The organism is Streptomyces longisporus, assembly GCF_039532765.1.
GTDB lineage: Bacteria > Actinomycetota > Actinomycetes > Streptomycetales > Streptomycetaceae > Streptomyces > Streptomyces longisporus.
The window spans coordinates 1-13,125 of record NZ_BAAASG010000033.1 but is presented as its reverse complement, the minus strand read 5'-3'; the positions used below and the strand labels follow the sequence as shown (position 1 = coordinate 13,125).

The 13,125-nt window shown below is 69.0% G+C and carries 13 protein-coding genes and 1 tRNA gene; 10 read left to right on the top strand and 4 right to left on the bottom strand.

The features are described from left to right. Positions 1–139 precede the first annotated feature (139 nt). From ABD355_RS43515 to ABD355_RS43505, 3 genes are all read left to right on the top strand, one after another. The gene (locus ABD355_RS43515) at positions 140–2,140 is read left to right on the top strand and encodes a hypothetical protein (RefSeq protein WP_344406907.1); all 2,001 of its coding nucleotides are present in this window, start codon (positions 140–142) and stop codon (positions 2,138–2,140) included. A gap of 62 nt (positions 2,141–2,202) precedes the next feature. Beyond that, positions 2,203–2,541 (top strand): hypothetical protein, encoded by a 339-nt coding sequence (locus ABD355_RS43510; RefSeq protein ID WP_344406906.1) that lies wholly within the window; start codon positions 2,203–2,205, stop codon positions 2,539–2,541. 90 nt (positions 2,542–2,631) lie between these two features. Next, positions 2,632–3,912, top strand: coding sequence for an endonuclease domain-containing protein (locus ABD355_RS43505; protein ID WP_344406904.1), 1,281 nt, complete (start codon positions 2,632–2,634; stop codon positions 3,910–3,912). Positions 3,913–4,023: 111 nt separating this feature from the next. Here the strand turns inward: ABD355_RS43505 and ABD355_RS43500 are convergent. The 3 genes from ABD355_RS43500 to ABD355_RS43490 all read right to left on the bottom strand — a co-directional run bounded on the left by ABD355_RS43500 (position 4,024) and on the right by ABD355_RS43490 (position 4,796). Then, positions 4,024–4,097: transfer RNA gene (locus ABD355_RS43500), tRNA-Met, on the bottom strand. A gap of 55 nt (positions 4,098–4,152) precedes the next feature. Next, the gene (locus ABD355_RS43495) at positions 4,153–4,359 is read right to left on the bottom strand and encodes a cold-shock protein (RefSeq protein ID WP_344406902.1); all 207 of its coding nucleotides are present in this window, start codon (positions 4,357–4,359) and stop codon (positions 4,153–4,155) included. 155 nt (positions 4,360–4,514) lie between these two features. Beyond that, positions 4,515–4,796, bottom strand: a complete 282-nt coding sequence (locus tag ABD355_RS43490) for an HU family DNA-binding protein (RefSeq protein ID WP_344406901.1) — start codon at positions 4,794–4,796, stop codon at positions 4,515–4,517. Between the two features lie 463 nt (positions 4,797–5,259). On the opposite strand from ABD355_RS43490, the gene ABD355_RS43485 reads away from it, so the two are divergent. The 6 genes from ABD355_RS43485 to ABD355_RS43460 all read left to right on the top strand — a co-directional run bounded on the left by ABD355_RS43485 (position 5,260) and on the right by ABD355_RS43460 (position 11,759). Continuing rightward, complete coding sequence (locus ABD355_RS43485) at positions 5,260–5,736, top strand: hypothetical protein (RefSeq protein WP_344406900.1); 477 nt, start codon at positions 5,260–5,262, stop codon at positions 5,734–5,736. Next, a complete protein-coding gene (locus tag ABD355_RS43480) occupies positions 5,733–7,913 on the top strand; it encodes a type IV secretory system conjugative DNA transfer family protein (RefSeq protein ID WP_344406899.1) in 2,181 nt (726 codons plus the stop codon). The genes ABD355_RS43485 and ABD355_RS43480 overlap by 4 nt, the downstream gene beginning before the upstream one ends. A gap of 14 nt (positions 7,914–7,927) precedes the next feature. Next, positions 7,928–8,884 carry a replication-relaxation family protein gene (locus ABD355_RS43475; RefSeq protein WP_344406898.1) on the top strand — a complete coding sequence of 319 codons (957 nt, stop codon included), beginning with the start codon at positions 7,928–7,930 and terminating at the stop codon, positions 8,882–8,884. Continuing rightward, positions 8,881–9,183: a hypothetical protein gene (locus ABD355_RS43470; protein WP_344406896.1), complete on the top strand. Its 303-nt coding sequence runs from the start codon at positions 8,881–8,883 to the stop codon at positions 9,181–9,183. Before ABD355_RS43475 ends, ABD355_RS43470 begins: the two co-directional genes overlap by 4 nt. A 26-nt stretch (positions 9,184–9,209) precedes the next feature. Then, on the top strand, positions 9,210–9,587 hold the full coding sequence (locus tag ABD355_RS43465; RefSeq protein WP_344406894.1) for a hypothetical protein: 378 nt from the start codon (positions 9,210–9,212) through the stop codon (positions 9,585–9,587). A 951-nt stretch (positions 9,588–10,538) separates the two neighbouring features. Next, a complete protein-coding gene (locus ABD355_RS43460) occupies positions 10,539–11,759 on the top strand; it encodes a helix-turn-helix domain-containing protein (RefSeq protein ID WP_344406893.1) in 1,221 nt (406 codons plus the stop codon). Between the two features lie 187 nt (positions 11,760–11,946). Here the strand turns inward: ABD355_RS43460 and ABD355_RS43455 are convergent, their stop codons facing one another. Beyond that, positions 11,947–12,237, bottom strand: coding sequence for a hypothetical protein (locus tag ABD355_RS43455; RefSeq protein WP_344406892.1), 291 nt, complete (start codon positions 12,235–12,237; stop codon positions 11,947–11,949). 241 nt (positions 12,238–12,478) lie between these two features. Between ABD355_RS43455 and ABD355_RS43450 the strand changes: the two genes are divergently transcribed. Next, complete coding sequence (locus ABD355_RS43450; protein ID WP_344406891.1) at positions 12,479–12,727, top strand: phosphopantetheine-binding protein; 249 nt, start codon at positions 12,479–12,481, stop codon at positions 12,725–12,727. The last annotated feature ends 398 nt before the right edge of the window (positions 12,728–13,125 follow it).

The window sequence follows — 13,125 nt, the reverse complement described above, 5'->3', positions numbered from 1 at the left end:
ACCGACGCCGAGTACGTCCCGGACGGACCGAGGTCCCCCGAGGCGACGAGGGTGCGTAGCGCTCCGATGGTGCTGCCTCGCGTAATACCGCAGGCCGCGCCATTTCTTGTGCGCGGCCGTACCCAGAGGAGCGGTCGCGATGAGCGACACCTACCTGCCGGAACCCGAGCCGATCCATGAGATCTCGGTCATCCCGGTCACCGACTTCCGGAACAGCAACGACGACTTCGAGCACCGGCTCCCGCCGCTGAGCGCGACGGAGAAGGCCGAGGCCTACCTCTCGCAGCACGCCGACGTCCACCTCCCCGCCGCGAGCATCCGGCGCCTCGTCCAGGGCGCAGTCGAGCCGCAGGCACTCGTCGGCATCCGCGTCGAGCAGCATCGCGTGGAGACCGGCTGGCTGATGGTCCTCACCTACCGTGCCTACTCGCCCATGATCTCGCTCGCGATCGAAAACGACCGGTTGCTGGCTGAGGCCTCCTACGCGGCCGACCCCCGCGCTGTCGGCGGACGCAAGGCCCTGGCCATGCCCCAGCCTCACAACGAGTACGCCGCCCTGGTACACCCCGACGAGTACCAGGACATCCTGGAGTCCGTCGACCGGTCCGCCGAGCGCGTCCGGACCGACAACCCTCAGGAAGTGGGAGAGCGGCTGGTCGAGCGTCCTCTGATGCTCGTTCCGGCGCTCTTCGCCTCTGAGGACGGCGAGCCCGACGACGACGTCACCGCCGTGGACGGCAACTGTCGCCTCTCCTTCTGCTACCACCGCATGACAATCCCTCGCGGATGGGTGGACGACTCCCTGATCGGGCAGGCGAGCGAGAAGAAGGTGAAGCTCCGTCCCTCGCACCTGATGCAGATGTCCCTCCCCGCGCGCCGCGAGCTCGTACGCAAGGTGATCAAGCAGGAGCACAAGCGGCTCAAGCAGTCGCCCACCGGATCCGCGGCCGACATCAAGAGCCGCAACGAGGCGGCGATGGCCCTGAACGCCATGACTGTCCCGGTCCAGGTCATCGTGGGCTACCACGACGACGACCCCGGCAAGGGGATGCAGCGCTTCCCTGCCGCGGTGCGCGCCCTGCTGATGCGCATGAACGTCGGCGGCAAGCCGTTCGACCTCGGCGCGCAAAACGCCGTTACCGCTGAGGAGATCATCAACGGCCTGTACGACGAAGGACTTCTGGTCTCTGAATCATCTAAGGAAGACCAGGAGGCCATGCGTGACGTCCTGATCGGCCGGGGGAACGTGGCCGGCGCCATGCGAGTCCTCGGCCTGAACCCTGGGCTTCCCGACCTGCGTTTCGCGCTTGTCATGCAGCAGCTCACGCACAAGAGCGCCCCGTTCAACGCATTGGTGAAGAGCAAGCTGCAGACGAACGGTTACCTCGTCCTCAGCCGCCGGAACGGGCCGATCGTCGAGCTGGGCCTCCGCTCCTACTCGGCAGACAGGGACCTGAAGTCCACGCGCACGGCGCTTGATACGGGGTGTCTGTGGCAGGACCTGGTCGACTACCCGTGGGTCGTCGAGAACGTGGACACAGACGAGAAGGTCGACAATCTGCTCGCCCGCGCGGAGGAGAAGGAGACCCAGGCGACGCTGCTCCTCGGCGCGCTCGGCATGGTCGCGCTGGTCATGAGTGGACACCTCCTCGCAGCGGCCGGCTCCGCAGAGGCCATCACCGGCACGACCATCGCCCGTACGAGCGTCGGCCAGATCATCAAGGGCCTCCTCGAGAAGAGCGAGGGGCGGGAGATCCTCGCCGACGCCATCAAGCGGGTGCGTGCCGACCAGGCGCCCCGCTGGTGGGACGCCGAGAGGAAGGAACTTGCTGGCCAGCCGAGCGGCTGGAAGGGCTCCACCTACAACGCGCACCTGCGGGGCGCCGTCCGCAACGGCTTCACGGAGAAGAGCAAGGGCAAGGGCAAGACCACCGCGGAGCAGGAGTCCGACGCGCTCACCTTGTTCCAGGAGAGGCTCAACGAGACGGTGTATGGCCTGCGGGACCTGATTGACATGCGGGACCGGCACGGGACTACGGACCTCCTGCCGTGGACCGAGGTTGAGGCCTCCTTCAGTCAGATTGAGGACCTCGCGGACGACCTGCGCCTCGTCTCCGAGCCGAAGCCGCGCAACCGGTGACGGCCCCGGTCTGGCCCGGCGTCGTCACCATGACGCCGGAGCGGTACACGACCTTCGCAAGCATGGCCGGCCCCTGGCTCGAGGAGTACAGGTGCTGTCCGTTCAGCCTCGGCGACGACAGCGGTCACGAAGAGCGGGCCGTGTACATCGTCGTCAATGCCGATGACATGGCCTGCTACGCCGGCCGGACCCGCCCGACCCGACTCCTGCGTCGCGGAGCAGCTGTCACCCGGCTTCGCGGGCACACGACCGGCGCCCACTCGAAGCGGGAGGAGTGGGCGAGGTACTGGGTGCTGCCGCTCCAGCCGGACACCCCGGACGAGTTCGTCGACTGGCTCGAGCGCACCGTCCAGGCACGGCTCGGTCTGCCGCGGCGAAACCGTCGCTGGCGCAGGGCGTAACACCAGCCGCCATGTCGTTTCCCCGGCTCCCGCCCGGAGCTGGGGAAACGACATTCCGGCGATGTCAGACCCTCCTGCGATCATCCAGGCATGCTCATCAGCCCCCAGCTGGCCCGCGACATCCTGGCGGATCTGACCAAGGACTGCGGCCTGCCCATCCATGCGGGCGAACTGATCCCCGGCAAAAGCGAGTTCCTCGTCCACGGCCATGTGTTCGTCGGCGACATCGCCGTACGCGGCTACAAGGACAAAGGCCGTTGGAAGTACGACGACCGAGACGTCCGTCGCGCCGGCCAAGCCCTCGCCGCCGTGACAGTCGACGCCGCCGACGTCGTGAACGCCTGGATTCCTGATCGCCGCTACTTTGAGGACCGCGGGTCCCTCAACGACTGGAATCAAACCGACTGGCGCCGGACGTTGAACAACTGGATCTATGCCGCCGCGCAGAGGGCCCGTTGGCGCGCGATCGGCGCGGACACCCCCGTCGCCGCCGATCCCACCGACGACTTCGACATCTTCGATCCGGAGATCACCGTCGCCCTGGACAACGACGTGTGGAGCAGCCGGTACGAAATCGGCCCCCACGGCCTTCCCGGGGAGCTCACGTTCGACGACCTCGTTTCGTTCTACGGCGAGCGCACGATCGCCGGCACCCGCCCCCTCAGGTTGCTCACCCGGTCAGGCAGCCACTGGGTGCTGCCGCGCGGGTACGCGGACATGCTGGATCGCTGGCAGGAGCGGGACCGCGCCCTCGCGGAGCAGGCCCAGATCTGTACCGGCTGCCGGCGTCAGGGAAGCCGCTGCGCGTGGCGCGCCACCGCCGCGAACGGCTATGTCACCTTGTGCCCGGCCTGCTCCGGTGAGGCCTTCCAGGCCTACAAGGGGCACCTGCGCGGCGTCGCCTACAACTCCGCGCGCCGCACGCACCGCGCCGATGACTACTTGTGCTGTCTGTGCCGCGAGAGCAGGGCGTCAATCTGGGACCACTGCCACGAGCACGGCCACATCCGGGGCCCGGTCTGCGCCAGCTGCAACACCTTCGAGGGCAAGGGCGTGACCTTCCTCCGCCGGGACGGCAGCGTCCAGCACCTGCTGGAGTGCCGAGGGTGCCGGGAAGCGCGCACCCTGCCCCGCCGGTTCCACCTCGACGTCGTCCTCGAGCATCTGGAAGACATCGAACGGCACGGTCGTTGCCGACGTCGGCCGCACGCCCACCGCAGCGAGTACGTCCACGGCGTGCACCACATCACCCTGCACTGCCATGGCCACGCCTCGACATCGAAGTGGACGAAGGAGGTGTCCGTGGCCGAGGCCGCCGACGTCGTCCGCGCCTTCGTGGACAGGACGCTGTCCAGCGCATCCGGCAGCTGAGCCGTCGCGGGGTCTTGCCTCGCTGTGCTGCGCAGGCACCACAAGCCGGGTGTCGCACGCCGTGTTCGGAAAAGGCGAAGGGCCCGGCTGCGCGCCGGGCCCTTCGGTCAGTAGCGGGGACAGGATTTGAACCTGCGACCTCTGGGTTATGAGCCCAGCGAGCTACCGAGCTGCTCCACCCCGCGTCGGCGAGGCCACCTTACACAGTGGTCCGTGCGGGGCGGTGCGCATTTTCAGGTGTCAGCCGCGGCGGACGATGTTCTCGGCCTGGGGGCCCTTCTGGCCCTGGGTCACGTCGAACTCGACCTTTTCACCTTCGAGGAGTTCGCGGAATCCGTTGCCGGAGATGTTGGAGTAGTGCGCGAAGACGTCCGGTCCGCCGCTGTCCTGGGAAATGAAGCCGAAGCCTTTCTCTGCGTTGAACCACTTCACGGTGCCGCTGGCCATGCTGCTTGTCCTTCGATGTCGCCGGGGGTTCCCGGTTGGTTGTGGGTGGGGCCGCCCGTCACCGGAGGCGTCCGGCGGCCGTTCTACCCCGTGGGTGGCACGTCTATCCGGCGTCGGTGTGGGCGCGGAGTGCGGTTGCCCGGGGGCAGCGGGACCTACTTGCCCTTGGCGGCTTCCTTGAGCTTGGAGCCCGCGGAGACCTTGACGCTGTAGCCGGCCGGGATCTCGAGCGGCTCGCCGGTCTGCGGATTGCGGGCGGTGCGAGCGGCACGGTGGGTGCGCTCGAAGGTGAGGAAGCCAGGGATGGTGACCTTCTCGTCGCCCTTGGCGACGACGTCGCCGACGGCGTCGGCGAGGGCGGCCAGCACGGCGTCGGCGTCCTTGCGGGACACCTCGGCGCGCTCTGCGATGGCTGCGACCAGCTCACTGCGGTTCATGGGTGGTACTCCGTGACGTTCGGGTTGCCGCGGCCGCTGGGCGGACGCGGCGCTTCTGGCGTCATCCTGTCACCGGGATCTCACAACGCTGCCGCCCGAGAGGGGCGGCGGGTCGCTGCGGTCCGGGTCGTGTTGTCAGCCGGGGACATCTGCAGCGCGGGGGCGCTCAGGCGATGGCGGGATCGACGAGGATCGCGGCGGCCACCTCCTGCACGGTCGGATCGGCGGCCTGGCCAGGATCGGGACGCGGGGGCGCCGTCGGTGAAGTAGTCGTCGCGCAGTCCGTTGGCGGTCGCTGTCACGGGCCACCGCACCACCCCCGAAGGTAAAGCAGTAGCAAAGTGTTCGGGGTGGTGTCACAACGGGCCCGCCGGGCGGACTTGGTCGGGGTGAAGGAAGTTCCCCACGACCACCCGGAGGTCACTGTGAAGGCCACCCACCGCTCCGCTGGCCGGACGCCCGCATGAACCGCGCCTCCCTCCCCGACGGCGCGCGGCTGCTGCTCGATGCCGCCCACTGGATCGCTGTCGCCGCGCCCTACATGGCCGTCGTGATCGCCGCCGGGTTCATCGCCGCGTGCGGGATCTCATGGCGTCGTGCACTGCTCGTGCGGGACGCGCTGTCCGGACGCGTCCGCGTCGAGGCGGTGCCGACCAGCACCTTCGACCCCGGTGAGGGCGAAGTGCGGCGCTGGTCCCAGCACTTGGGCCGTGTCAGCTACGCCGCCGGCGGCACCCCGCGGCGCGGGCGGGCCGCCCGGCTGCACTACAGCGCCCGCAACGGCCGGATGCACTGCTACCTGGAGGGCCACGCCCACGCGCAGGCGGTCCTGACGATGCCCGGCTTCGCCGAGGTCGAGATCCGCGCCGACGGCGGCTCCCGCAGTGACATCCAGCCGGTCCGCTTCTCCGTGCCCACCCCGCGCCGGAGCCTCTCGTGACGACATTCGTCGACCTGGCCAAGCCGCGCGACACGGCGGCCCGCAAACGGCCGGCGGCCTCGTACGTCGAGCGCGCCGAGCTGGTTCTCGCGCTGCCCGACCAGCGGCCGCTGGCCTCGCTCGGCCTGCACCCCGACCCGCTGCAGCAGCTCGCGACCGCCCTGTCCGGTGTGCGCACCGAGGACGGCGAGCGTGCCGACGTCGTCCTGGACCTGCTGCCCATCCCCGAGCGTCAGCTGGCTCGCCGGCGTCGCCGGCTGCTGGCGGCCGCCCGCCGGCGCGGGCCGTCCGCGTACGGCGAGCGGCTGACCGGCTCGTTCGGTGGCGCGGGGGGCTTCATGGGTTCGCTGAGTGCGGCCTGGAGCGGCGGGAAGACCTCCGGCGGGTCGCGGGGCGAGCGGCTGCCGCGCATGACTGATGTGCGCGACGGCATCGGCAAGTTCGAGCCCTCCGCCGGCCCGGTCTTCGCGGTGCAGCTGCTGCTGCGTACCCAGGCCGGGCACCCCCAGGCCGCGCGGGCTCGCATGAACCAGCTGCTGGCGGTGTTCGCTGCCACGTCCGGCGAGAACTACCTCAGGCCCCGCCGCCCCCGTTCACGGCGCGCCGTCTCCTCCTTCGACCGACGGTTCACCACGGGTGAGTTCCGCCCGCGCCGCCGGCAGTGGATGACCGTCCCGGAGCTGTGCGGCTTCCTCAAGCCGCCCACGCGCAGCTGCACCGCCTCCAGCATCGTCCGCTCCGGCGGCGTCGTCCCGCCCGCGCCGGCCAACCTGCCCGTCTACACCGGCCAGCGCGACCTTGTGCCGCTCGGCGCGGTCACCTACCCCGACGGCCGCGAACGCATCGGCGCAGCCCGCGTCCAGGACCTCCTGTTCGCGCTGGTGCTGGGCAAGAGCGGGCACGGCAAGACCGAGGAAGCCCTCGTGCAGGCCATCGCACTCGCCCACAACGGATACGGCGTCTGGTTCCTCGACCCGCACGGCGAGGCCTGGGCCCGGGCAAAGCCCTACCTGGCCCACCCTCACATCACCGACCGGCTGTGGGAGATCAACCTCGCCGACGCCGACGAGGACCAGTTGGTCGTCTCCTGGAACCCGCTGTCGATGGAGCGCCGCAAGTCCGCGGACGTCCAGAAGGTCGTCCGCGCGGTCACCGAGGGCATCGCCGCCGCCCAGGACTGGGGCGACCACGCCCCGCGCGCCCGCACCATCCTGGCCCGCGCCGCCCAGGCCCTGGCCCTGCTCAACCTCAAGGCCGTACGAGAAGGCCACCCCGAAGCGCAGGCCACGCTCTTCCAGATCCGCACCTGGCTCGTCGACGAGGAATGGCGCGAGGCCCTCCTGCCGCACCTGCCCACCAGCGCACGCGACTACTGGGAAAAGACGTTCCCGAGAGTCGCCGCCGACGCCGTGCCGACCGTCACCTACGCGATCGACCGACTCGACACCTCGCCAGCGCTGCAGGCCTTCTTCGGCAACCCGACCTCCGGCTACGACGTACGCACTGCCATGGACACCAGCCAGGTGGTGTTCGTGTGCCCCTCCGGATCGGAGGCCGACGGCCTGGTCGCCTGCCTCCTCGTCCACGATCTGCACCGTGCCGGCCTGTCTCGACAGGACACCCCGCGCGAGGAGCGGGCCACGTTCTGGGCGTGGATCGACGAGCTCACCGCCCTGGACGCCTCGAGCAAGGGCTTCGTGGCCGCGATCTGCGAGCAGCTGCGCAAGTACGAGATCCGGTTGACCGGGATGACCCAGATGGTGCTGCGGCTGTCCACGATTACCCGGCAGGCGTTGCTGCAGAACCGGTCGCTGCTGGCGACCTGCGCCGCCGACCACGACGAGGCCGACTTCGTCGTCAAGCGGTGGAACGGCCAGGTCTCCCCGGAGACCGTCACCGCGCTGCCGAAGTACCACTACATCATGTCGCTCAACCTCGACGGCCAGCCCACCAACCCGTTTCGAGTGCGCGGACTGCCCGTCGAGGAGGTCTTCGCCCGCTACGACAACCCCGACGGCGTCAAGGACCTCGATCAGGCGATCGACACCAACCTGCAGCGGCGCCGGCTCGGCGACATCCTCGAGGCCCTCGAGCAGCTCAACGACGTCGTCCTCGCCCACCACAGCCGCCGCCCCACCCCGGGCTCCGCCAGCGATCCCACCAGCGTCGTCGACTAGAAGCGAGAATCCCCATGCCCTACCCCACGCCAACTCCGATGGGCGCCAACGACGTTGGCCAGCAAGCCCTGAATGTGCTGTACCAGCACCGGCTGATCTCCACCCAGCAGCTGCACCAGATGCTCACCCCGCACCACACGCGCGCCGAATACCTACGCCGCCAGCTGCACATGCTGCGCGACCGCGGCCTGGTCGAGCGCGTCGGCCGGCGCGCCCACGGACAGACCGATCTGCTGTGGTGGCTCACCGAAGCCGGCGCCACCGCGGTCGAGGCCACCGGCCTGCTGCCCCAACGCCCGTACCGGATGAGCCCGGAGGCGGCCGCCGGCCCCCTGCAGGAGCACACCCTCGCCACCGTGGAGACCGGCCTGGCGTTCGTCGCGCACGCCCGTACTCTCGGGCACGAGTGCGGGCCGCTGGACTGGTCCCCGGAAGTCGCCCACTCCTACCGCGACGACCAGCGCCCCGGCGAGGACCTGCGGCTGATCCCGGACGCCGTCGTCAACTACGTCCACATCTCCGGCCAGCAGCGCACCTTGCTGACCTTCATGGTCGAGGTCGACCGGACGCAGATGACGATCGCGCGTCTCGCTCAGAAGCTCCATGCCTACGCCGCCTACCAGCGCTACGTGCCCCAGCCCCCGGCCGGCCGCGGTCCCAGGCCGGCACGGCGTACGGCCACCGCACCGGCCTGGCGCTCCCGCTACCCGTCCCAGTCGTTCCCGCGCATCCTGCTCGTCCTCACCGGCGCCTCCCCGGAACGGCTGGAGCGCCGCATCGCCGACCTGCGCAGCCTCTCGGCCGCCGACCCGGTCCTCGCCGCGGCCGCCCTGCGCGCCGGCGTCACCACCCTGGACCAGCTGCGCGAGAGCGGACCCTTCAGCAGAATCTTCGTCCCCGTACTCGGCGACGCCGAGCCCGTCGACGCCCTGATGCGCCCCCGGCCGACCGTCAAAGCGTCGGCCGCATGACCGCCCACCACGCCCACGGACCCGCCGCGGCCGCCGCCGTCGTGGTCCCGCTCATCCCGCACGCCGACTCGGCCAGCTCCACGGCGGCGGGGACGCAGCCGTTCATCACCGAACTGACCGCCGCCGTGGGGCACCTGGAGAAGGCGCTCGAGCTCAGCCGGACGCCGGCGCGGTTCCTGCTGCCCAACGGCGCCACCGTCACCGCAGCTCAACTGCGCCTGTGGGTGGCCCAGCACACCGCCCGAGCACAGACCCTCCTCGACCTGATCGCCGCGCCGCACACAGACCCGCAGACCTGATCAGCCTGGCTACGAAGGAGCCTTCGATGCGATACCTCCGCTTCCGCCGCACGCGCCGCCCTGCCGCTCCGGCCCCGGCCCCCGCGCCCGATTTCCCGGCCGCCTGCGCCGACATGCGGCCGCTCCCGGATCTGTTCTCGCCGCTGATCGCGGAGATGATGGCCGCCTACTGCCACACCAAGCACGTGGCGGGCCTGGCCCAGGACGAACGGTGCCCGGGCGAGTACCAGCTGGTGGCGCGCTCGATCGTGCAACACGTGCTGGAGGGGTGGCAGAACCAGACCGGCGGCCGCGGAACCATAGAGGATCTCCTGCTCGGGCCGTGGCAGTCCCGTCCGACGGTCGCGCCATCAACTCATTCGGCCGACTATCCCGTCGCACGGGAGCACCGCGTTGCGTCCTGACCACTCGTCACCGGCCGTGCGGCACGATCGTTGCACTCAGACCGGCGCGACAACGGAACGTCAAGAACAAGCGAACGACACGGGGGATGGGCACGTGAATCGTGTGCCGATTGGCGCAGCGAGGGGACTAGGGTGGACCCGCGCCCTTCTCTGCGCCCACCCGGACGCTGGTACGGCGCCTCGGACACGACGAAGGCCCCGCATGGCACCAGGTCGCCACAACCTGGTTCGCGCCACGGGGGCCGAGTCGGTGCGAGGAAGCTCTTCGGAAATGCGTCTCGCACATCGCGGGACCGAGGTCTTCGGAAACGAGGTCTCGCTGCAATGCAGCGTACCCGGAACTGTCCCTCGGGACACAACAAGCACCGCCAGACGGAGGCTGTGTCAGCTCCAGCCCCCTGGCGGATTTCCGCATGCCTTCCGGCATGCGGCTCTGCCGCGGTCCCCGTTGAGGGGGGCTGGATGACGTAACCCATCGAAGGGGCGGATCCCAGCGGCGCCTTCCCCAGGTCCACCGCTGCCGTCCCTGGCCACGAGGCCCGGTTGCCACCGGGCCATTCGACCGAACTGCCACCGCCATCTCCAGGGGGCCTAATCCCTGGTCAGGCGAAGTGCCCGACCTCCCCAGGTCGGACAGATTTTTCGGTTCTTCCGGAACCCGAAGCCCCCCGAAGAGGGCCTCTTTGTGCCTGCCCGAGGGCAGACCCAACGGAGGTAATGATGCACGACCTTTTGGCGTGCCGCCATATCAACCCGACGGCATGCCCGGATGTGTCCAAGACCGCACTGGTCGCGGACACGTCCCGTCACACTTTCGATCTTGTCTGTGACAGTGCCGCCCAGGAGATCGGTACGACCGCGTCCCGGCGTCTGCGCCGCGGCGCGGATTTCCTCGCTGCCGCGCGGTTCATGGTCGGGGCTGGGTTTCACCCGAAGGCCGGCCGTACGACGTTGCAGCTCGCCGAGGTCTTCGCCGAGCGGATGGCGCGCAGCAGCGACGGACACTTCCCCTTCAGTGCGGAGGCCACCGCCCGCGCGCTCGGTCTGAAGCCGCGCGCGGTGTACAACCACACCCGCTACCTGCGCGAACTCGGCCTCATCGCCTACGTGGAGCACGGGACGAAGCGCAACGTGCTGCGCACCCGTTACGGCGCCGCCTGGACGCGCGAGCACGGCTACCGCGGTACGGCCACCCTGTTCGCTGCGGTCGCGCCGCGGGTGTGGGACGAGGCCATGGGGCGCCGGATCGAGGGGGAGGGGTACACGGCCCGGCAGGTCGGTGTCACCGACGCCGGCCGTGAGCTGGCCATCGCGGAGGCTGTGGATAACCAGCGGAAACGGCAGGATGTTCAGCAGACGGAGCCTGTGGATAACTCCGGGTCGTGCACCCCTTCTGTGGTGGTACCTCAGCCACGTACTTCCGGTTCTGTAGATGGGGGTTTGAAAGACAGGACGCGCAAGCGCGCCTGCCGGGAGAAGTCCCCCAAGCACCGTGCGAAGGGCGCGACCGGCTGGTCGGCGACAAAAGCGGCGGCTGCAATGCAGGAGGCCCGGTTCGTTCAGCTGCACACGTGGTGGACGCAGGGCTCGTGCCTGCGTCAACTCGCCTACAGTCTGCGGCCGTTCTTCGAGGCGGGATGGACGTGGGAGGAGATCGCTCGGGAGCTGGCCCGCTGGACGGTGCCGCTGCGCCCCCGGCATGTGGCCTCGTACATCGCGTCTGAGATCCGCCGGCGGGTAAACACCGGCACGCTGTTCCTGCCCGACGGCCTGGTCACGCCCTACCGGCAGCCGGAGGCCTCGACCTGGGACGACGGTGAGACTTCGCACGGGCCCCGGTACGCCGCGATGCAGGCTTGGAAGGCCAGCACCTTCCGGCCGGCAGCCGCCCGCGCGGCCGCCGCCTTCGAGGAGATCCGCCGGGTCCTGGCCCGCCATGCCGAGCCTCGCAGGACCGCCACGGCATCTGAGTGCCGCATTCCCGGCGCGCGCCCGGAAAACGTGCAGCTGACCCGGGAGGAGATCGACGCGCTGCTGGAGAACTCGCATCCCGTGGTGGCCGGCGAAACTCTGTGGGCCCAGGCCGAAGAGGCCGCGGAGTACCGGATCGAAGCACAAAACCGCCGCGACAACTGGGAGTACCTGCCGCCGGCGCCCCCGGAACCGCACTAGATATGGACAGCGATGACGACCTGGAGCAAGAGGAGACCGCCCGGGTTGAACTCGCCGTCCTCAATGACTTCCTGGAGACGATCCGCCTGACCGGCGCCGATTCGTATGAAGGTGAGCAGAACGAGTTCCTGCGAAAGATCGTGGAAGCGGCGATCTACCGCCGCCCCAGACCGCCCGCATCCTGCACTCAGATGCCCGCCCTTCGAGCACGGGCGATCAGCGCGTCGCACAGGATGCTGTCCGGTGTGCGGGCCATGCGCAGCAGTTCACGGATCACTTCGGCCTTGTCCCAGCGGATGCCGGTCTGTGCCCTCAGCTCCAGCAGCCACCGGTCAACCTCATGGGACTCGCCGGGGTCGAAGCGGACCGTCGTCGGGATGGCGCCGTCTGCCTTCGGGGCGGGCCGGGGAGCCGTGTCGTAAGTCGTCGTCATGCCGGGCCCAACGAGCAGATGTACGGCAGGCTTCTCCGCGGTCACGACTGATCTTCCTGAGCCTGCTGGCGATCCGGTTCCGACGGAAGGGTGAGCGTCACCTCGCCTGCAGTGGTCTTGAGGGTAAGTGCCTGTTTCTGAACCTGGTCCGCCAAAGATCCCGTAGCGCGGTGTGCTCGTTTCAGGGGGGCTTCCGCGCGTGTACCCCTCCGCCAGGGACGCTGTCCGCGATGATCACTTAGTCCGATTCACATGATCGGTGTCCGGCTCCATCAAGGAGGGCTGCATGAATCCGAGCTACGTCGAGAAGCGCGTGAAGGAGATCCTCACCCAGGAAATGGGCGATGCCGCGCCGAAGGAGATCAACAACCGCATGTTGCTCAGTTACTTGGATTTTGACGAGCTGAGCGTGACGGAGCTGGTCATGCAATTCGAGGAGGAGTTCGCAATGGAGATGGAGGAGGAGGAGTTCAACAAGTGCGTCATCGTCCAGGACCTCATTGACCTCATCATGGGTGGGCCTCATCATAGGTGACTGAAGTCGACGACGGGGCGGGTGCCGGCCGCCGCAGAGCTTCATGCTGGTGTGGATGGTGTAATGCTGGCGCGACGCCGAAAGGTGGCCCAGCCGGTAGGCCAAGGCCATCGTCATCACCTTGAGACCGATCAAGGTCCCGGTCGCCTGGTGGACTCCTGGTGACGCTGATGACCGTCAGAGCCACGGCGTTCGTAGCGTTCCTTCGTTCGCGCCACACCAGCCCCGGGAATTGCCGTTCGGGGAACGGTCACCGTGACCGTTTCCCGAACGCTTACACAAAGCGACTATTTCGGGCCTGGGGCTCTTGACCTGCTGATATGGGGTTCAGAAACAGACATCTCACGGAGCTAGGCGTCAAGCTGCCTCCGCAAGAAGGGAGGGGAACGCGGTTTGCT

Excerpts from the sequence above, each read along its gene's own strand:
- ABD355_RS43515 (WP_344406907.1), top strand. The coding sequence starts at position 140 with ATGAGCGACACCTACCTGCCGGAACCCGAGCCGATCCATGAGATCTCG.
- ABD355_RS43495 (WP_344406902.1), bottom strand. The coding sequence starts at position 4,359 with ATGGCCAGCGGCACCGTGAAGTGGTTCAACGCAGAGAAAGGCTTCGGC.
- ABD355_RS43505 (WP_344406904.1), top strand. The coding sequence starts at position 2,632 with ATGCTCATCAGCCCCCAGCTGGCCCGCGACATCCTGGCGGATCTGACC.
- ABD355_RS43450 (WP_344406891.1), top strand. The coding sequence starts at position 12,479 with ATGAATCCGAGCTACGTCGAGAAGCGCGTGAAGGAGATCCTCACCCAG.
- ABD355_RS43470 (WP_344406896.1), top strand. The coding sequence starts at position 8,881 with ATGACCGCCCACCACGCCCACGGACCCGCCGCGGCCGCCGCCGTCGTG.
- ABD355_RS43485 (WP_344406900.1), top strand. The coding sequence starts at position 5,260 with ATGAACCGCGCCTCCCTCCCCGACGGCGCGCGGCTGCTGCTCGATGCC.
- ABD355_RS43510 (WP_344406906.1), top strand. The coding sequence starts at position 2,203 with ATGGCCGGCCCCTGGCTCGAGGAGTACAGGTGCTGTCCGTTCAGCCTC.
- ABD355_RS43490 (WP_344406901.1), bottom strand. The coding sequence starts at position 4,796 with ATGAACCGCAGTGAGCTGGTCGCAGCCATCGCAGAGCGCGCCGAGGTG.
- ABD355_RS43465 (WP_344406894.1), top strand. The coding sequence starts at position 9,210 with ATGCGATACCTCCGCTTCCGCCGCACGCGCCGCCCTGCCGCTCCGGCC.
- ABD355_RS43475 (WP_344406898.1), top strand. The coding sequence starts at position 7,928 with ATGCCCTACCCCACGCCAACTCCGATGGGCGCCAACGACGTTGGCCAG.